Source organism: Shewanella sp. CAL98-MNA-CIBAN-0140 (assembly GCF_040309905.1).
Classification (GTDB): Bacteria; Pseudomonadota; Gammaproteobacteria; order Enterobacterales; family Shewanellaceae; genus Shewanella; species Shewanella psychromarinicola.
On the sequence record NZ_JBEOPI010000018.1, the window covers coordinates 73,781 to 92,538 of the forward strand.

The window sequence follows — 18,758 nt, forward strand, 5'->3', positions numbered from 1 at the left end:
TTTGTGGCAATAAATCTGTTTTTATTGATTGACTATCAGGGCTAAAACGGTAGAATGCCATTCCGCAGTCAGGGGAAACGTTCTCTAGCTGTTAAGCGTTAAAGAGTTACAAATGCGACATTAATTCAGTTGATACAGGTTTTTCTGCAGTATTAATGAAGCGTTAAAGCGTTAGATATGCGACATTAGCTCAGTTGGTAGAGCGATACCTTGCCAAGGTATAGGTCATCGGTTCGAACCCGATATGTCGCTCCAATTTCTTTCTCATCCGATAGAGATGAAATTGGTTAAAGCATGGCGCGATGGCAGAATGGCTATGCTGCGGATTGCAAATCCGCCTATCTCGGTTCGACTCCGGGTTGCGCCTCCACAATATTGCATTTAATGGTTACTTTTAGTAACGGTTAAAACAACACTTTGCCCGAGTGGTGGAATCGGTAGACACAAGGGATTTAAAATCCCTCGCTGAATAAGCGTGCCGGTTCAAGTCCGGCCTCGGGTACCATTATAATCTCTAGCAATAGAGAGTGGTGTAAAAAAGCCTCAACATTAGTTGGGGCTTTTTTACGTCTGAAATTTAGTTGTAAAGAATATAGATGATAATCCATCTGCACTCTTGTTAAACATCAGGCGTGCCACTCTTTGTTATCAAGAATAGTCCGGCCTCGGGTACCATTATCATCTCGAGTAATAGAGAGTGGTGTTAGGCTGATATTTACTATGATTTGCACTGCAGACGTTGAAACAGTATGGCTTTTAAAAAGATGACAACACATGACAACCGAAGGGGTAAATATTAAGATTAAACGCTAGCCAGCTGCAATACCTATAACGCAAGATGGTTCTCGCGCTATAGATAAGAAAGGGGGAACTTATTGAGGTTGATCTTCTACTTGAATTTGGCCGACGTACAATACAGGCGCCGCATCAATATCATTGGCATCCATCATTGTCGCAATACGTTCGACTGCAGACAATAATTGGCTTTGTTCCCATTCTTCAAGATTCTGATAGCGCATAATAAAATGTTCTTGCAATGGTTTAGGTGCACTGTTTAACAGTGTTTTACCTGCTTCACTTAATGATAAGTGAACTTTACGCTTGTCAGTTTCACTGCGCGTTCTAATTACAAATCCACGCTTTTCGAGTCGGTCAATAATGGTCGTCACTGTGGCTGCACTTAAATTAATCTCTTGGGCAATTTTTTTAGCCAGTGGTGCCTCAAGCTGATCAACTTTTTGTATTACCATTAATTGCGGTCCAGTTAGACCGGATAGTTTATTTAATTGGCGCGAGTGTATGTCAATGGCTCTGATCACCCGGCGTAATGAAATTAACAGCTGCTCGTATTTTTCCATAATCCCCTTATTCTCCTCTTCATAATTGACCCCGCACGAGAGAAGAATTTTGCTTATTACTCATGCTCAATATTAAAAAACAGAATAATGTCAAAGACATTATTCTGTTTTGCTATTATTGATTATAACAGTTTATAGCGTGAAAGTTCGTGATACAGATAATACTACACGAGAATCGCTTACATCATTGTTCATGCTGGTATCTTCAGCAGCAACATTGAAGTCAAAACCTTCCCAGCTAGTCATGTATTCTGCACGGTAATGGTTGTAAGACTTGTCACCATCCCATGCCCACTTGTCTTCGTCTTGCGACGTAGAGCGGTCAACGCTTACACGAATGTCATGACCTTCTGCAATGGTAAAGGTATGTGCGACCATCATGATGTAATGGTCAGCATCAACACCAAAGTAATCCCATGAATACCAAAAGTTCAATTCAGTATGACCAAGCGATGAGCCGTAACCAAATTTGGTGTATATCTCAGGGTAGTAATACTCATCAGAGGCATTATCACCATGGTAAGTGTAATATGCGATACCTGCATCAACAGAGACTCGGTCAGTTAACTCAACATACTTACCTGCATAAAAATCAAGTTCTAACCAAGTGTCATCAGCACTGCCAAAGTCGACGTTTGATGCCCATGCACCAACGTACCAACCGTCATTGGCAGCATAATCTAAGCTAGCTTGTAATGCAGGGTCATTATCCGTTTGGCTAACACCATTAAAGGTATAGTCAGACGTTGCATTAACCGTGGTACTTAACTCACCAGCCATAACAGTAGTTGGTATAGCAAATAAGCTTAATAGAGCTAACTTTTTTATTGTCGTATTCATCATTATTCCTTGGATTATTATTATTTGTTTAGTCTGCTAATTCGATTTTAGTGAAATCGATTTTATTTTCTTTTGGAGAGCGTTCAATATCTCCCACATTACGGTAGTGTGATTTTAATATGTATACGAAACAACTTAATATCAAGCCAATAGCCAGTGCGCCGACCAACTGAATTTGTAGGAAATCCAATTTAAATAGCAAGGTTAAACCACTCAGTACGACAACATTACCGACGATATAAGGTATTTTACCAAAACGTTCAACCGTTAGGTTTAAGTTGTCAGTGTATAAACGTACCAGTGAATCGAGTGAGTTAATCACAAACGTTACGCCAACAATCACCATCGCAAGATTATAGAAACCTGACGTGTCAATGCCGTTTGCGCTGTAGTAGTAAAGTACCGTGAACCAAATGGCAATTGGAATTGAAGGGAACACCATCATAGCGATTAACACTTGATAAGTTTTCATTCCACCAACAAAACGTGCGGTAAATTGACCAATCATAATGCTCCACGCAAACCACCAGAACAGGTAAAATTCATGGTAATCGTTTATCGGTAGCACAAAGTTATGGATATTACCGAAGTAGTCACCGAGTAATGCAAATGTGGTAAAGAACTCACCCACACTTGAGTCGTCTGATAAAAATGCACCACACCACATAATGGCAATCAAACCTAGGAACAACCATGTACTGCCTAAACTGAGATAACGAACATAGCGAATACTGGTGCTTGAATACACTGCGGCGGCAATGACCATCAATACTATTAAGTAGAAGCTGCCAACAATCGTTTCACCATCCCCTAATTGCGGCAAATACCAGGGTAAGTTGGTTAATAATAAGTAAGCGGTAAAGGCACAAGTGCCAATAATGACAATGTTATTAATAAATTTAATTAATGGAATTTCAAAATACTTTACTCTTGGTTCAATAACACAGAAGTAGAAGCACGTTAGAAAATAAAATGCCCAAATTAAGCAGGCCCAAAAACCAAACTCAATCGCTAACGGATTACTAAATCCATATTCAGGACTGGCGGCTAAATCTGCATATCCGGCAAATTCAGTTAACGGAAACATGATTAAACCCACATCAAGTCCAGATGTGAACAAAATGGCAATAAAAGTAAACTTACGCACTGGTGTGACGCCAACGCACTGCATGTTACCCCAACGATAAATCACAAATGCGATAGCGATAAACGTAAATAAAATACCTATTGATAACCAGGTAGTCATTATTTGACTCCTGAATAAAGGGTGTGTGCGAACATAATGTTGGCTCCTTGTTGTATGTTTTCTTATGCCATAGAACAATTTTTAAAGGCAAAAACCCTCAAGCCTTAAGTATCGTGTTGACGATAGTTAAACCCTGATAGATTGAACTCAGCTAAATAGGCCATTTACAAAAATGTAGGTTGGCCATCAACCCGCTGTCGATGTGTATTAATGAATACACATCGACTAATTGGTGTTAATCAACTTGACGTTTGGGGGCTTGTAATCGTTGTGATGTTTGCCACTGTTTGGCAATGGTCACGTTTGACAAACTTGGCGCGAGCGGCTCGTTACCTAAAATAATATCGGCAGCGCGCTCGGCGACCATGATGGTCGGCGAGTTCAAATTACCATTAGGAATGGTCGGAAAAATTGACGAGTCAACCACTCGTAAACCATTAATACCGTGAACTTTAGTTTCTGAATCGACAACAGCCATATCATCTTCGCCCATTTTGCATGTGCAAGAAGGGTGATATGCGCTTTCTACTGAGCTTCTAACAAAACGATCAATTTCTTCATCGGTTTGCACCGCTAAGCTTGGTTGGATTTCTTCACCACGATACTCATCTAAACCTGGTTGATTGATGATTTCACGGGTTAAGCGAACACAAGCTCTAAAAGCTTCAATATCATCTTGGTGTGATAAATAATTGAACTGAATTTGTGGAGCAACCTTGGGATCATTTGATGCCACAGTGACAGTCCCACGGCTTTTGGGTTTATTGTGACCAATGTGAACTTGGAAACCATGGCCCGCAAAAGCTTCTTTACCGTCATAGCGCATTGCAGCAGGTAAGAAGTGATACTGTAAATCTGGCCACTCTAAGCCAGCTTTTGAACGGATAAAGCCACAAGATTCAAAATGGTTAGTTGCGCCTAAACCTGACTTATCTAAAATCCAACGAGCACCAATAAACAGTTTGTTTAATGGATCAATTTTGCCATTAAGCGAAATGGGTTTTAAGCACTTAAATTGAAAGTAAAACTCTAAGTGATCCTGCAGATTCTGGCCAACACCGGGTAATTGATGTACTTGCTCAATGCCTGCGCTAGCTAATGTGCTGGCGTCGCCAATACCCGATAACTGCAAAATATGTGGCGACCCAATTGAACCGGCCGATAACACCACTTCTTTATTGCAGTTAATATCAATCAACTGACCTTTACACTCGTAACGAACGCCGATAGCTGTTTTACCTTGCATGATAACCTTGTGCACTAAAGCATGAGTTACCACGGTTAAATTAGGGCGTTTCATTGCAGGGCGAAGGTAGGCATTTGCCGTAGACCAACGCACGCCGTTTTTAACCGTCATGTGCATTGGACCAAAACCTTCTTGCTGACTGGCATTGTAATCATCGGTTGCTAAATAGCCGGCATCGACACCTGCATCAACAAAAGCTTGATATAAAGGGTTTTTCATTTCATTGCCGTTATTAACCGCTAATGGGCCTTTATCACCACGATATTCATTACCACCAAAAGACCATGTTTCGGCTTTTTTAAAGTAAGGTAGGCAATGAGCATAATCCCAGTCTTTTGCACCTTTTTGTTGCCACTCGTCAAAATCGCGAGCATGACCACGCACGTAAACCATGCCATTAATCGATGATGAACCGCCTAATACTTTGCCGCGAGGGCAATGCATGCGACGATTATCTAAATACGGTTCGGCTTCGGTTTCAAACTGCCAGGCATACTTTTTAGTATTCATTGGGATAGATAGCGCCGTTGGCATTTGAATAAAAATGCTCTTGTCACTACCACCGGTTTCAAGAATTAATACTTTATTGTCTGGGTTCTCAGTTAAGCGGTTAGCCAATACACAACCTGCGCTACCGGCGCCGACAATAATATAATCATATTGATGAGTCATTAGTTTAGTCACTCCTTAAAATGGGCTTTCAAGTGACTGCATACCCACGTAAACAGCTTTGATTTGCGTGTATGCCTTTAATGTTTCAGCGCCATTTTCACGGCCAACCCCCGACATTTTATAACCACCAACAGGCATTTCTGCAGGGGAGGCGCCATAGGCATTAATCCAACAAATGCCTGCTTGGATTTGGTGGATCACTCTGTGAGCACGGGTTATGTCTTGAGTAAACACGCCAGCCGCTAAACCTAAATGAGTGCTATTAGCTCGACGGATCACTTCGTCTTCATCAGTAAAGGTTAATACCGACATTACCGGCCCAAACACTTCTTCTTTAGACAAGGTCATGTTATCGGTACAATCAGTAAAGATAGTCGGGGCAACAAAGAAACCATTAGGGGCATTGTCAGGCTGTAATGCTGTTCCACCGGTTAATAAGGTAGCACCTTCTTTTTTACCGATATCAATGTAGTCAAGTACTTTTTGTTGATGGTCGCGTGAGATCAATGCCCCGAAATTAGTGTTAGGGTCCATTGGATCGCCGCAAATAATGTTCTGCTCAGTACGTTCTTTTAAGCGTTGAATAAATTGCGGATAAATATCTTGCTGCACAAAGACTCGAGTACCATTAGTACAGACTTCGCCTTGAGTATAAAAATTAGCTAACATCGCAGCTGATACTGCATTTTCAACGTCGGCATCGTTAAAGATAATCAATGGCGACTTACCGCCCAGCTCCATGGTCACGTATTTTAGTGAGCCAGCGGCGGCTGCCATGACCTTTTTACCGGTTCCCACTTCGCCAGTAAAAGATACTTTAGCGATATCTTTACTCGTGGTTAGCCATTCACCGACGCTACCGTCACCTTGAACAACGTTAAATACGCCATCCGGCACGCCAGCTTGAGTGAAGATTTCAGCTAAACGCATTGCGCCGCGAGGGGTTTCTTCTGAAGGCTTAAAAATCATCACATTACCGCAAGCAAGTGCAGGGGCGGCTTTCCAACAAGCTATCTGTAGTGGGTAGTTCCATGCGCCAATACCGGCACAAATGCCTAATGGCTCACGGCGAGTGTAATAAAAATCTGCGCCGACAGGTTGCTGATTACCTTCAATACTGGGGGCGAGACCTGCAAAGAACTCGATAGAGTCGGCACCAGTAACGACATCGACTACTGAGGCTTCTTGCCATGGTTTACCAGTATCGAGTACTTCACCTGCGGCAAGTTCATCATTTTGTTCACGAAGTAGGGCAACGGCTTTTAGTAAAATGCGGCTACGTTCAATTGGGGCCATTGCCGACCAAATCGCAAAACCGACTTTAGCGCTGTCTATGGCGGCTTGTTGCACAGACTCAGTTGCCACCTCAACTAAATAGCTGACTTCCCCTGTAGCAGGATTTGTTACTTCAAATGTTTCACCAGTGCCATTTGACTGGTATTTTCCATGAATATAATTTTGATAAATAACTCTAGATGACATCAATTTACTCCGTTGTGCACGATCAGAGCCTTTATAAAGGCTTTAGATAAAATTTGGGCTTGTTTAAAATCTTCAATTGGGGTGGCACTCAGCGCACTGCGTAACCAAAAACCATCAATCACTGCCGCAGTTTGCTTAGCGGCATTGACCGCTTCAATGTTAGGTAACAGTTGTTTATACGAAAAAAGCAGATTGCTGTATAACCGCTGACTATTAATGTTTTGTAACCTTGCGAGTCCAGGATCGTGCATCGCTTGGGACCAGAAGCTTAACCATGTTTTTGTCGCGCCGCCTGAACGTTGTAATTCAGTAAAGTTAGCTTCCACAATCATTGAAAGCCGATCTATCGGGGTTAACGTTTTGCCTGATGTTCTGGCCAGTAATGCTTGCTTCAATTCATCTAACAGAAATTTTAGCGTGGCTTCTATTAACCCTTGTTTTCCACCAAAATAGTGGCTGATGATCCCAGATGACATTCCGGCTAATCCACTAATAGTATTAATCGTCGTGTTCTGTAACCCATGTTGTTCGACAGACATTAACGTGGCATCTATCAGCTGTTGTTGTCTGACGTTTTTCATTATAGGTCTTGACATAAAATGGGTCCGTTATCCGTATTAACAATTGTTAATTGAACGCTCAATTAATAAGTATACTAATGATTAGAGCTCTAAGTATCAAGCGTTTATTTGATCTAGATCATAAAACAGATGTTGCTAAACAAGATTTAAATCAGCATTTAAAGTTTAAGTCTACGTTTTTAATGGTTAATAGTTGATAATATGAAGTTGATATTTTGTTGTTAAAAATAAAAAGGTTTTACATGTAATCATTACAGTTGCAGCTATTTTTGAGATGATTAGCGATAAAATGTCATCTTGAAACTGTTTTATCTGTCATGTAAAACTGATGATTAAGCTTCTGGCGATTGATCTGTACATGTCTGTTAGTCTCGTTACTGTCATCGTTAATAGGCGACAATTAACCCAAAGCGGTTACGCTGAGGTGTGCTTTTTTGTACTGTTGGCTGGCATTATTGGCAATCAGTGCTTGATGTTGATTTGAATCGCGGTCAGTTTACCAAGCTTGTTTGTGATGACATTAGGGTTCTTAGACGCTGGAGTCTTATAGTAAAAGGCGGATGGGCCTTAGTGCATTAATTGCATTAATTGCATTAATTGCATTAATTGCATTATTTGCATTAGTTGGAAGCCTATTAACATTAAGATCTGACTAGCTGATTGACTGGATCAAATCCAAAGCTCAAAATAATCCAACAAATTAGCCAATCTATTCATTATAGGTAGGCAATAGCTAGGCAATAGATAAGAGGCAAACAGATGGGCAGTGCAGCAATGATCATGTGGAGTGTGCTATTTGGCGCCATTGGCATGGGGTATTTTGTCTATGGAAAACGTCAAAGAGCGATTGTTCCCTTATGTATTGGAATGGCGTTATGTGTGTTTCCGTATTTTGTTGCCAGTGTCACCAGCTTACTGATAATGGGGGTTATCTTGGTGGCGATACCGTACTTTATCCGGCTTTAGTCGCCGGCAGATATTATCCGTTTTATCACTCTGATTCATCCAGGTTAACATTGTTACTTTTATCTGTACCAAGCCGAACAAGTGGCGTTACTCATTTCATCGTTAAATCTGACCTTTCTCAGCTAGGCAGGTAACTGATTAATGCGCCAAAGTTTACGGGTCGTTGGACTTTCGTCCGAGTAATGCAGACCCTATTTCATGTTTGGTAGTTTGCTTTAGAGCGTTAATTCAATGTTATCAATTGCCTGCCGCAGGAATGTTCAGGATGAACGGAATGTCGCAATCACATGGATGTGAAAGAGTGACCTTAAGTACACATACACCTAAGATCCGCCGTAAACCCATCCATGGGGGATCTGCGAAAACGTCCCTGTTTTCGACGGTCTCAGGTGCATGTGTACCGAGTATTATGTTTCTTCGATTTGGCTTCATTTGGCCAAAATATCAATTAATACAAATCAATATTTTGCGCCTCCTTAGGTAATCGTAAATTGGTGTATATCTCTGGGTAGTCATACTCATCAGAGGCATTATCACCAGGGTAAGTGTAATATGCGATACCCGCATCGACAGAGAGTTTATCAGTTAACTCAGCATACTTACCTGCATAAAAATCAAGTTCTAACTAAGTGTTATCAGCACTACCAAAGTCAACATTAGATGCCCAAGCACCCAAGTACCAAGCGTCATTTGCTGCATGGTCTAGGCTGGCTTGTAATGCCGGGTCATTATCCGTTTAGCTAACACCATTAAAGGTATAGTCAGACGTTGCATTAATCGTGGCGCTTAACTCTCCTGCAGTGACTGAAGTTGGTAGAGCAAATAAGATCAATAGGGCAAACTTTTTTATTGTCCTGTTCATTACTATTCCTTAGAACATAAATATTGGTTTAGTTTGCTAATGCAAATTTAGTGAAATCAATTTTATTTTCTTTTGGAGAGTGTTCAATTTTACCCACGTTGTGGTAATGCGATATTAAGATAAAACCAAAGCAACCTAAGATCAGGCCAATAGATAACGCGCCAACCCATTGTATTTGAAGAAATTCAAGTTTAAACAACAAGGTTAAACCACTCAGCAATACCACATTCCCGATCATATAAGGGACTTTACCAAAACGTTCAACCGTTATATTTAAGTTGTCTGTGTATAAACGCACTAGCGAATCGAGTGAATTAATCACAAACGTGATGCCAACGATCACCATGGCCAGATTATAGAAACCTGATGTATCAATGCCGTTTGCGCTGTAGTAGTACAGTACGGTGAACCAAATTGCGATTGGAATAGAAGGGAACACCATCATGGCGAACAAAACTTGATAGGTTTTCATGCCGCCGACAAAACGGGCGGTAAATTGACCAATCATAATGCTCCACGCAAACCACCATAATAGGTAAAACTCATGGTAATCATTGATGGGTAAAACAAAACGATTGATATTGCTAAAGTAATTACCGATTAATGCAAAGGTAGTAAAGAATTCACCCACACTTGAGTCGTCTGCTAAAAATGCACCAGACCACATCAGGGCGATTAAACCAAAGAATAACCAAGTACTGGCTAAACTGAGATAACGTACATAGCGAATACTGGTGCTTGAATACACTGCGGCGGCAATCACCATAAACACGATAAGGTAAAAGCTACTGACAATGCTTTCACCATCACCTAATTGCGGTAAATACCAGGGTAAATTGGTCAATAATAAATAAGCGGTAAAGGCACACGTACCAATAATTACTAGGTTATTAATAAATTTAATCAGCGGAATTTTAAAAAACTGTACTCTAGGTTCAATAACACAGAAGTAGAAACTGGTTAAAAAGTAAAAAGCCCAAATTAAATAGGACCAAAAACCAAACTCAATTGCCAACGGATTGCTAAATCCATATTCAGGACTGGCGGCTAAATCAGCATAACCGGCAAATTCGGTTAATGGAAACATGATTAAGCCAACATCAAGTCCCGAGGTGAACAAAATGGCAATAAAGGTAAATTTATGCACGGGTGTGACACCAATGCACCGCATGTTACCCCAACGATAAATCACAAATGCTATAGCGGAAAAAGTAAATAAAATGCCTATTGATAACCAGGTAGTCATTACTTAACTCCTGGGTAAATAGTATTTATAAACAAAATGTGGGCTCCTTGTTGTCTTTTTCTCATACCATAGAACAATTTTTAAAGGCGAATATGCCCTCAAGCCTTAAGTATCGTGAAGACGATAGTTAAACCCTGATAGATTGAACTTGGCTACATTGGCCATTTATAAAAACATCGGTTGGCCATCGACCCATTGTCGATGTGTATTATTGATACCCATAGACTAATTTGTGGTTAGTTAAGCGATCATTTAAGCGCTTGTAATCGTTGTGATGGGTTGGCAACGGTAACGTTGGCCAAACTGTGGCGGGGGCTGTGGTTGTGCACCTAAAACAAATTCGGCGCCTTGCTCGGCGACCATGATGGTCGGTGAGCTCAAATGGCCATTAGGGATTGTCGGGGAAATAGACAGATCAACGACATGTAAGCGATTAATGCCATGAACTTTGGTTTCTGAATGGACAATCATCATGTTATCTTCGCTCATTTTGCACGAGCAAGTCGGCTGGTCAGCTCGTTCAACCGCGCTTGTGACAAAACGTTCAATCTCTTCATTCGTTTGAGCTGATAAGTTAGCTTGAATGGGTTCACAACGGTATTGATCTACACTCATTTGATTGACAAATTCACGGATTAAGTGCACCTGCGCGCTAAAGCCTTCAATGTGATTTTGGTGTGATAAATAATTGAACTGGATTTGAGGCGCAGCCTGAGTATCATTTGATACTACTGTCGCAGTCGGACAGTTTTTGGGCTTATTGTGGCCAATATGTGCTTGGAAACCATGCCTGAGAAAAGCATTTTTACCATCATAGTGCATTACCGCAAGTAGGTGGTGATACTGCCAATCTGGCCTCGCTATAGCCGCTTTAGAATCGATAACACCAGATGATGTAAAAGGCTTGATGTTGAGCGAACGGGACAACCAAAAACCAGCAATGACGGCGATTTGCTTAGTCGCATTGACGGCAGCTAATGTTGGCCATGATGGGTTAACTGAAAAAAACCGATGGGCGTATAACTGCTGACTATTAATATTGTGCAAGCTTGCTAGCCTAGAGGCGTTTATCGCCTGAGACCAGAAGTTTACGTAATTTTTAGTCGTGGTATTTGAACCTTGTATCTCGGTAAGGTTAGCTGCCACACTCTTTGAAAGCCTTGTTACAAGGGGGACGTTTTTGCATGACGTTGTTGTCAGTAATGCTTGCATCAATTTATCTGAAACAAATTTTTGGCTGGCTTGGATTATCCCTTGTTTGCTACCGAAATAGTGGTTGACTATCCCTGATAACATTGCCGTCAATCCGCTAATGCGATTACGTGTGGTGTTTGGTAATCTATGGTGTTCGACAGATACTAACGTGGCATTAATCAGCTGTTGTTGTCTGTCGTTTTTCAATACAGGTCTTGCTATATAGGGGATCATTGGTCTTAAGGTTTGTTAATTGTACGCTTAATTGATAACGATACTAATGATTAGAGCTCTAACTATCAAGCATTGATTTGACCAGCATCACATAAAGCTGATGTTGCTAAACAAGATCTAAATCAGCACTTAAAGTATAACTCTATGTTTTTAATGGTTAATAATTGATGGTATGAAGTTTATTTTTTTGTTTTTAAAAATAAAAGGTTTTACATGTAATCATTACAGTTGCAGCTATTTTTGAGATGATTAGCGATAAAATGTCATCTTGAGACTGTTTTATCTGTCATGTGAAACTGATGCTTAAGCTTCTGGCAACTGATATGTACGTGTCTGTTAGTCTCGTTACTGTCATCGTTAATAGGCGACAATTAACTCAAAGCGGTTACGCTGAGATGTGCTTTTTTGTACTGTTGGCTGACATTATTGGCAATCGGTGCTTGATGTTGATTTTGGTGAACTTCTTAGGATATTTATCGGGAACCCAGCTAATATGCTGTTGAACTAAGCCGATGCGCGGAGCCAAATGCTGGCTCAATCGAGTATATTATCCTCATTGAATCAGCTAAACTTAAAAAAGATGTGATGGAACACCACAATGACAAGGGAATTTCAATGAAACATGTACAATTCAAGCCAAATAATCAGTTCAAAACGGCTCTGCAGCCCAGAGCCAGCATCAAAAAAGCAAATTCCTACAGCATAAAGCGTACCAATTAATCTGGACTCGGCATCGGCCAAGTCCAACAAGTGGTTTATGCCATGCAAACAGCACAACGCATAAATACTAAAACGTTAGGTTTAAAGAGAATTAATCGTCATGTTCTGGCAAATATCATTTTGGTTACTTGTTGTTATTTTAGTTTTACCATTTCCATTTAAGGTTCTTGGCTATATTAAAGGCTCAGACGATAGTAAGTTAAGTGTCAAAATAGAAGAGTCTGCGAATGCAATTTTCATGTCGATTGGATTATTTGCTTTTTATGGTTATATAAACGATCAGATTTATTTAAATCCAATGTTTTGGCAAGTGTGGTTAATAATTGGTGTCTTGTGGTCTATTTTTGCAATTTTTTGGTCACCTAAATTAGCTTATGCAACAGAGCTCATGGGTAAAAACAAAATGCGCATTGCTGCTGGTGTTGGGTGTGTTTTATATATTCCGTTATTTTTAGCTGTATATTTTTACGCATTTTAAACCTAAAACATAAGAGATTTTTGCCAGTCAATAGGCGACCCATTTTACGGGTAGAAAGTATTTTTCTGCTTTTGCAGTCAAATTAAAATCAATCAACAAATTCATCTACTAATACTTATAATTTTTATTGAGTTTGTTTTGGCACCTAAAAGAAAACCCTGAATAGGGCTGACTTTAATTTTTCTTGTATGACCAGACTTAATCCCTTAAATGACAATGTTGTCATATAGGTTGCGGGTGCGATGCGTCAGGTGAGATACTTTTAAGTGTTTCCCAAGGATAGAACTCAATGAAAGTATTGCTTGTCGAAGATGAACAAAAAATTGCAGATTTTATCTGTGAAGGTTTGCGCGCCAAAAATCTCAAGGTCACTCATTGTGCCGATGGCAATCAAGGTTATCAGGCGGCAAGCAATAATACCTATGATGTTATTATTCTCGACATTATGCTTCCGGGCCGCGATGGGCTGGATATTCTTCGTTCGCTGCGTCAACAAGGTGTCGATACGCCTATTATTCTGCTTACTGCACGTAATGAATTGGGTGACCGCGTTCAAGGGTTAGACATGGGCGCTGATGATTACTTAGCAAAACCGTTTTATGTTGAAGAGTTGCATGCTCGCATTCAAGCCTTGCTTCGACGACATGGCGGCACACAACAGCATGTCGTTGAGGTAGGCGCATTACAACTTGATTGCATTAATCGAAGCATTAATTGTCAGGGGCAATCAGTCGAACTCACTAGTCGCGAATTTAGCTTGCTTGAACACTTAATGCGTTCGCCTAACCAAGTATTAACCCGAGGACAGCTGTTGGAGCATGTTTGGGGATACGATTTTGATCCGTGTACCAATGTTGTTGATGTGTGTATTAAACGCATCCGCAATAAAATGGCTTCATTAGAGAAGGCGGGTAAAATGGTCGGTGCCATTGAGTCGGTCCGCGGCACAGGCTATCGCCTGAGCATTCGATAAGGTTTTAATATGTATTTTCGTACTCGTATTTTTGCCATATCAATTTTAACCGTGACAGCTGTGCTTGCGCTGGTTATCAGCTTAAGTTGGTCGCGTATTATGACTGTAGAATTGACTAACCTTGATTCTCGCCTTTGTATGGAAGCAAAACGCTTAATACCCAAACGTACACTGCCTGATACAAATAACCCCGCTGCCAATATAAATAATTTACGCGACACTTCGCTTTCTGGTAGTCGGTTAATGACTGATTTAACAGACAAGTTGCGAGTTAGTTCACCGAACCAATTAATGCTCTCGGTAGGTTCTGCGGAGCAAGGGTTTTTAACTGCGCCAACGGGTGTTGACGTACAAGATGTTATAAGTCGCTTACATTGGCTGAGCGCTGAGCCACTAGCGTTAACCGATAACTATAAAGCCAACGCTGTTTGTCAATTTGCCTTTTTTGAACATCAGCAAAACCAATGGCGAGCCAGTTTACTCCAAGCCTCAAACCAACAAAGTTTTATCGCTGTGGATGTTGCCGCTACCACTAGCCAGTTAACGAGCACCTTGCAGGCGGCGCTGATTGTGGTTATTCCTTTTTCTCTATTACTCAGTATTCTAGGGGCATGGTTTATCGCAACCAATACGATTAGACCAATAAATAGATTACACAAAGCAATGGATAAGGTGACCCAAAAAGATCTTAGTCATCGCTTACCTGAGCATAAAGAAGACAAAGAGTTCAAAATGTTGATTGATGCATACAATACGATGCTCGATCGCCTAGAAGACAGCTTTCGACAAGTTTCTCGTTTTACTGCTGATGCCGCCCATGAGCTAAAAACGCCACTCACAGTGCTAAGAGGCAAGCTTGAACAAGCTGTGTTGTCTGAAAATTCATCGCAATTAGATCTCAATGCCATTCTTGATGAAGTGGGGCATTTGTCAGCTATTACCCGTAAATTGTTGCTGCTATCACAGGCTGATTCTGGCTCTATGGCGTTGCATTTTGAGCCGATAAACATCACTGAATTAGTCGATGAGTTGATCGCCGATATGACCTTGTTGTCGGATGAACTGGAGCTTGATTGTGTTATTGAGAAAGGTTTAATCATCCAAGGCGATATTGTCTTGCTGAAGCAGCTGTTAAATAACCTGCTCGTAAACGTAATGCGTTATAGCCTTCATCACAAAGGTGTGACTATTCACGCTCGCCAAAACGAGTCTGCTATAGAAGTCGTGATTAGCAATTTTTGCCTTCCGATACCTCACGACGTCAGGGTAAAACTTTTTGATCGTTTTTACCGCGGAGAACCTGCACATACTCAAGGGATATCTGGCAGTGGTTTGGGGTTAAGTTTAGCCAGAGAAATCGCTCGCGCACACGGGGGCGATCTTACGCTTGAACCCAGTGATAGTGAGGTTGTGACTATGCGGCTGTTGTTACCCATCGTTAAATGACAACATTGTCATCCATCAGCGAAGCCTAATCGATACACTTAAGTTAACTCATTAATCGTTAACTTAATCGCTACGGATATTAGGCCATGAAAACCTACATTATTGTCTCCATTTTATCTTTGACGCTGCTAGCCGCAACGGCCGCTAATGCCAAGGCGTCACTTGAACTTACCAGCCCTGCATTTACCGATAATGGTACATTACCAACTGAATTCACTTGTGAAGGAGAGGGGGTTTCACCGCCATTAGGCTGGCAAGGAGTACCCAACGGAACCCAATCATTGGTGGTGATAATGGACCACATGCCTAATCAACACCCGACCAACAATGAACAAAATACATCAAAGCCTGACTCGGCTGACAATAAAAAAGGCACTCCACCTCAAGGTGACACTCAGGCACCTAAACCAAACCAGCCTGAGGAACTCAAGTGGTATTGGATTGTTTACAATATTCCGGCGCAAGCTTCTGGTATTGGTTCTGGCAGTAAAGAAAATCAATCTGTTGGTTCATTTGGCAGTAATACTGTGAATGATCGTAACGAGTATGCACCGCCATGTTCTAAAGGACCTGGCCAAAAAGTGTATACTTTTCATCTGTATGCGCTATCCAAATTTTTAGATATCGATTCGTCTGCCCCAGTGTCAGCCCCAGTATCAGCCCCAGTATCAGCCTCTGTGTCAGCAGTATCGCTTCGACAAAGCATGCAAGGCTTCATACTGGACTCAGACTCTTTGACTGTGAGCTTTGAGCGACACTGTCAAACGCCGCAACGGGCTCATTCACCACAAGCTCATCCGCAAGAATCTCATCCGGAACAAGCACAGCCACATAATGACAGCATGGATCCGCTGTCAACATTGCCATTGTGTAAACCCACTTTGAATACGACTTCTGCTGTTATTGATAGTAAGTAAACGCAAAGCCGTTATTACAAGATTGTTAGCGCAGATTCAGTCACTAAAAAGACATTAAGAGATCCACATGAAAAAGAACATTAAAAACACCTTGCTGCTTCTTACTCTTGGCGCAATCGTTGCCGTTGTAGGATACAAGTACACTCAAGCACAACAAGACCAACCTATCTTTACCTCCGATGTGGTTAAACGCGGCAACATCGAAAAAGTAGTACTTACCAATGGCGTGCTTTATCCGTCTAAATTAGTCAGTGTCGGTGCTCAAGTATCGGGGTTAATCGAAACAATGGACGTGAACGTTGGCCAAAATATAAAACAGGGCGACTTGATTGCTCAAATCGATAATTTAACTCAACAAAATGCCCTTAAAGAAGCCCAAGCATCACTGCAAAGTATTGATGCGCAATATCGGGCAAAGCAGGCTCAAATAAAAGTCGCACAGTCTGAATATGCTCGTAATAAGAAGATGCTGGTTAATGGCGCTGCGTCGGTATCAGATTTTGATTCGGCAGAATCGATATTGGCGGTTTATCTGGCTGAGCTTGATGAACTCAGTGCTGAAAAAGACAAAGCAATCATCAGTGTCGATAACGCCAAGCTCAATTTAGGTTACACAACTATTCGTTCACCTATTGATGGCACCGTGATTTACGTGTCGGTCGAAGAGGGGCAAACCGTTAATAACAATCAAGGCACCCCCAGTATTATTGAGCTTGCGCAATTAGACGTAATGACGATTAAAGCGCAAGTATCTGAAGCTGACATTATCAATGTGAGTGCTGGGCAAGACGTGTATTTCAGTATTTTGGGCGCGACAGCGAAAAAGTACCGTGGTGTATTACGCACCATTGAACCAGGGCCAACTTTGCTTAGCGGCGCCGACAGCTCATTGATGATTGGCGATGATGAAGCGATTTACTACAACGCTCTGTTTGATGTTGAAAACCCAGACAACCTGTTGCGCTTTGGCATGACAGCGCAGGTATCGATTATTTTAGCCAATGCGCAAGATACGTTGCTTGTCCCATCACAGATATTGATAACAAAAACGGGGCCAAGCGCTTCGTATCAAGTGCCAGTGATAGTAGACAACCACATTGAATATCGCAATGTTGAAGTGGGCATTAACAATAAAGTCTACGCTCAAATCCTCTCAGGGCTTAACGAAGGTGATCAAATCATGCTTGGTCAAACTTCAGCTAATGACGACGCGATTTCGATGACCGGCCTATCTAAGGGCAATATGCTCGGACAAAGTGTACCAGGTCTTGGTAAAGGAAAGAGGTTATAACCCATGGCTGACGTTCTATTAAATATTAAAGGTGTTAGTCGTTCTTTTACCGCCGGAGAGCAGGAGCTGACGGTACTTAACAACATTAGCCTGCAAATCTGTCGTGGTGAATTGATTGCCATTATCGGCGCGTCTGGTTCCGGTAAATCAACATTAATGAACATCCTTGGCTGTCTGGATAAACCCAGTGCAGGCAGTTATTTCATTAATGGTCAGGACACATCCAGTATGGATGACAATGAACTAGCCGCACTGCGACGTGAATATTTTGGGTTTATCTTTCAGCGCTATCATCTTTTGGGAGATTTAACTGCGCAGGGCAATGTAGAAGTACCGGCATTGTATGCCAATGAGGGGCCGCAAACTCGACACGAAAAAGCTAAAAAACTACTGACTCGTCTAGGGTTAAGCGATCGTTTAGATCATAAACCAAGTCAGCTAAGTGGCGGCCAACAACAACGTGTCAGTGTGGCCAGAGCTTTAATCAATGGTGGCGATATTATTCTGGCCGATGAACCCACCGGCGCGCTTGATAGCAATAGCGGCGAAGAAATGATGAAGCTCATTCAAGAACTGCATCGCGACGGTCACACCATTATTTTGGTGACACACGATCCGCATATTGCTGAGTTTGCAGATCGCGTCATCGAGCTAAAAGACGGCGAAATCATTGCCGATAACCAAAAACGTATCCCAGCAGAAACGAGCTCGTTAATCGCAGACAGACAATCTTCTCGAACAGATAAGAAGATAAACTGGTCGCGATACCTTGAAGCGTTAAAAATGGCGTTAATTGCAATGTCCAATCATCGTTTGCGTACGTTTCTTACGATGCTCGGCATTATTATTGGCATTGCTTCAGTGGTGTCTGTCGTTGCGTTAGGTGCTGGTTCGCAGCAATCTATTTTGGATAATATTGCCTCAATGGGCCCCCTGTGTCAGGATCTGTCTCTTGATCACATCTCCTGTTGTTGCGCTTGCATAAATCGAGCACCTTCTAGCAGTT

General features: G+C 41.6%; 15 protein-coding genes, 3 tRNA genes and 1 pseudogene. 10 read left to right on the plus strand and 9 right to left on the minus strand.

From position 1 onward, the window contains the following. Nucleotides 1-179 precede the first annotated feature (179 nt). From AAEY93_RS11165 to AAEY93_RS11175, 3 genes are all read left to right on the plus strand, one after another. A tRNA-Gly gene (locus AAEY93_RS11165) sits at nt 180-255 on the plus strand. 41 nt (nt 256-296) lie between these two features. Beyond that, nucleotides 297-370 (plus strand) — tRNA-Cys (locus AAEY93_RS11170). A gap of 49 nt (nt 371-419) precedes the next feature. Then, nucleotides 420-505 (plus strand) — tRNA-Leu (locus AAEY93_RS11175). A gap of 367 nt (nt 506-872) precedes the next feature. Here the strand turns inward: AAEY93_RS11175 and AAEY93_RS11180 are convergent. The 6 genes from AAEY93_RS11180 to betI all read right to left on the minus strand — a co-directional run bounded on the left by AAEY93_RS11180 (nt 873) and on the right by betI (nt 7,440). Then, nucleotides 873-1,358 (minus strand): MarR family winged helix-turn-helix transcriptional regulator, encoded by a 486-nt coding sequence (locus tag AAEY93_RS11180; protein WP_101031639.1) that lies wholly within the window; start codon nt 1,356-1,358, stop codon nt 873-875. A gap of 132 nt (nt 1,359-1,490) precedes the next feature. Next, nucleotides 1,491-2,198 carry a TorF family putative porin gene (locus tag AAEY93_RS11185; RefSeq protein WP_351076905.1) on the minus strand — a complete coding sequence of 236 codons (708 nt, stop codon included), beginning with the start codon at nt 2,196-2,198 and terminating at the stop codon, nt 1,491-1,493. Nucleotides 2,199-2,226: 28 nt separating this feature from the next. Next, entirely contained in the window at nt 2,227-3,444 is a 1,218-nt protein-coding gene (locus tag AAEY93_RS11190; RefSeq protein ID WP_101031636.1) for a BCCT family transporter, read from the minus strand. A 235-nt stretch (nt 3,445-3,679) separates the two neighbouring features. Then, nucleotides 3,680-5,362 carry a choline dehydrogenase gene (gene betA, locus AAEY93_RS11195; protein ID WP_124011475.1) on the minus strand — a complete coding sequence of 561 codons (1,683 nt, stop codon included), beginning with the start codon at nt 5,360-5,362 and terminating at the stop codon, nt 3,680-3,682. A gap of 15 nt (nt 5,363-5,377) precedes the next feature. Further along, nucleotides 5,378-6,844, minus strand: a complete 1,467-nt coding sequence (betB, locus tag AAEY93_RS11200; RefSeq protein WP_124011474.1) for a betaine-aldehyde dehydrogenase — start codon at nt 6,842-6,844, stop codon at nt 5,378-5,380. Further along, a complete protein-coding gene (betI, locus tag AAEY93_RS11205; protein ID WP_101031630.1) occupies nt 6,844-7,440 on the minus strand; it encodes a transcriptional regulator BetI in 597 nt (198 codons plus the stop codon). Before betI ends, betB begins: the two co-directional genes overlap by 1 nt. A gap of 744 nt (nt 7,441-8,184) precedes the next feature. Here betI and AAEY93_RS11210 point away from each other — a divergent pair. Continuing rightward, nucleotides 8,185-8,391 carry a hypothetical protein gene (locus tag AAEY93_RS11210; RefSeq protein WP_124011473.1) on the plus strand — a complete coding sequence of 69 codons (207 nt, stop codon included), beginning with the start codon at nt 8,185-8,187 and terminating at the stop codon, nt 8,389-8,391. A gap of 487 nt (nt 8,392-8,878) precedes the next feature. On the opposite strand, the pseudogene AAEY93_RS11215 reads toward AAEY93_RS11210, so the two are convergent. The 3 genes and pseudogenes from AAEY93_RS11215 to AAEY93_RS11225 all read right to left on the minus strand — a co-directional run. After that, nucleotides 8,879-9,253: pseudogene (locus AAEY93_RS11215) on the minus strand (TorF family putative porin); the annotation flags it as partial. Between the two features lie 28 nt (nt 9,254-9,281). Beyond that, complete coding sequence (locus tag AAEY93_RS11220; protein ID WP_124011472.1) at nt 9,282-10,499, minus strand: BCCT family transporter; 1,218 nt, start codon at nt 10,497-10,499, stop codon at nt 9,282-9,284. Between the two features lie 252 nt (nt 10,500-10,751). Then, nucleotides 10,752-11,900: a GMC oxidoreductase gene (locus AAEY93_RS11225; RefSeq protein WP_233768530.1), complete on the minus strand. Its 1,149-nt coding sequence runs from the start codon at nt 11,898-11,900 to the stop codon at nt 10,752-10,754. Nucleotides 11,901-12,747: 847 nt separating this feature from the next. Here AAEY93_RS11225 and AAEY93_RS11230 point away from each other — a divergent pair. The 6 genes from AAEY93_RS11230 to AAEY93_RS11255 all read left to right on the plus strand — a co-directional run. After that, nucleotides 12,748-13,125: a hypothetical protein gene (locus AAEY93_RS11230; RefSeq protein ID WP_164839483.1), complete on the plus strand. Its 378-nt coding sequence runs from the start codon at nt 12,748-12,750 to the stop codon at nt 13,123-13,125. Between the two features lie 289 nt (nt 13,126-13,414). Then, nucleotides 13,415-14,098 carry a response regulator transcription factor gene (locus tag AAEY93_RS11235; protein ID WP_351076914.1) on the plus strand — a complete coding sequence of 228 codons (684 nt, stop codon included), beginning with the start codon at nt 13,415-13,417 and terminating at the stop codon, nt 14,096-14,098. A 9-nt stretch (nt 14,099-14,107) separates the two neighbouring features. Next, entirely contained in the window at nt 14,108-15,544 is a 1,437-nt protein-coding gene (locus AAEY93_RS11240; RefSeq protein WP_124011468.1) for an ATP-binding protein, read from the plus strand. A gap of 86 nt (nt 15,545-15,630) precedes the next feature. Further along, nucleotides 15,631-16,461, plus strand: coding sequence for a YbhB/YbcL family Raf kinase inhibitor-like protein (locus AAEY93_RS11245; protein ID WP_124011467.1), 831 nt, complete (start codon nt 15,631-15,633; stop codon nt 16,459-16,461). A 67-nt stretch (nt 16,462-16,528) separates the two neighbouring features. Continuing rightward, nucleotides 16,529-17,752, plus strand: coding sequence for an efflux RND transporter periplasmic adaptor subunit (locus AAEY93_RS11250; protein WP_124011466.1), 1,224 nt, complete (start codon nt 16,529-16,531; stop codon nt 17,750-17,752). Nucleotides 17,753-17,755: 3 nt separating this feature from the next. Beyond that, nucleotides 17,756-18,758, plus strand: a 1,003-nt coding sequence (locus tag AAEY93_RS11255; protein ID WP_351076919.1) for an ATP-binding cassette domain-containing protein, incomplete at its 3' end; no start/stop codon positions are given.

Bases quoted from the DNA above. Each gene is read 5' to 3' on its own strand.
- betI (WP_101031630.1), bottom strand. From the start codon at position 7,440: ATGTCAAGACCTATAATGAAAAACGTCAGACAACAACAGCTGATAGAT.
- AAEY93_RS11220 (WP_124011472.1), bottom strand. From the start codon at position 10,499: ATGACTACCTGGTTATCAATAGGCATTTTATTTACTTTTTCCGCTATA.
- AAEY93_RS11185 (WP_351076905.1), bottom strand. From the start codon at position 2,198: ATGAATACGACAATAAAAAAGTTAGCTCTATTAAGCTTATTTGCTATA.
- AAEY93_RS11190 (WP_101031636.1), bottom strand. From the start codon at position 3,444: ATGACTACCTGGTTATCAATAGGTATTTTATTTACGTTTATCGCTATC.
- betB (WP_124011474.1), bottom strand. From the start codon at position 6,844: ATGTCATCTAGAGTTATTTATCAAAATTATATTCATGGAAAATACCAG.
- AAEY93_RS11180 (WP_101031639.1), bottom strand. From the start codon at position 1,358: ATGGAAAAATACGAGCAGCTGTTAATTTCATTACGCCGGGTGATCAGA.
- AAEY93_RS11235 (WP_351076914.1), top strand. From the start codon at position 13,415: ATGAAAGTATTGCTTGTCGAAGATGAACAAAAAATTGCAGATTTTATC.
- betA (WP_124011475.1), bottom strand. From the start codon at position 5,362: ATGACTCATCAATATGATTATATTATTGTCGGCGCCGGTAGCGCAGGT.
- AAEY93_RS11245 (WP_124011467.1), top strand. From the start codon at position 15,631: ATGAAAACCTACATTATTGTCTCCATTTTATCTTTGACGCTGCTAGCC.
- AAEY93_RS11240 (WP_124011468.1), top strand. From the start codon at position 14,108: ATGTATTTTCGTACTCGTATTTTTGCCATATCAATTTTAACCGTGACA.
- AAEY93_RS11210 (WP_124011473.1), top strand. From the start codon at position 8,185: ATGGGCAGTGCAGCAATGATCATGTGGAGTGTGCTATTTGGCGCCATT.
- AAEY93_RS11250 (WP_124011466.1), top strand. From the start codon at position 16,529: ATGAAAAAGAACATTAAAAACACCTTGCTGCTTCTTACTCTTGGCGCA.
- AAEY93_RS11230 (WP_164839483.1), top strand. From the start codon at position 12,748: ATGTTCTGGCAAATATCATTTTGGTTACTTGTTGTTATTTTAGTTTTA.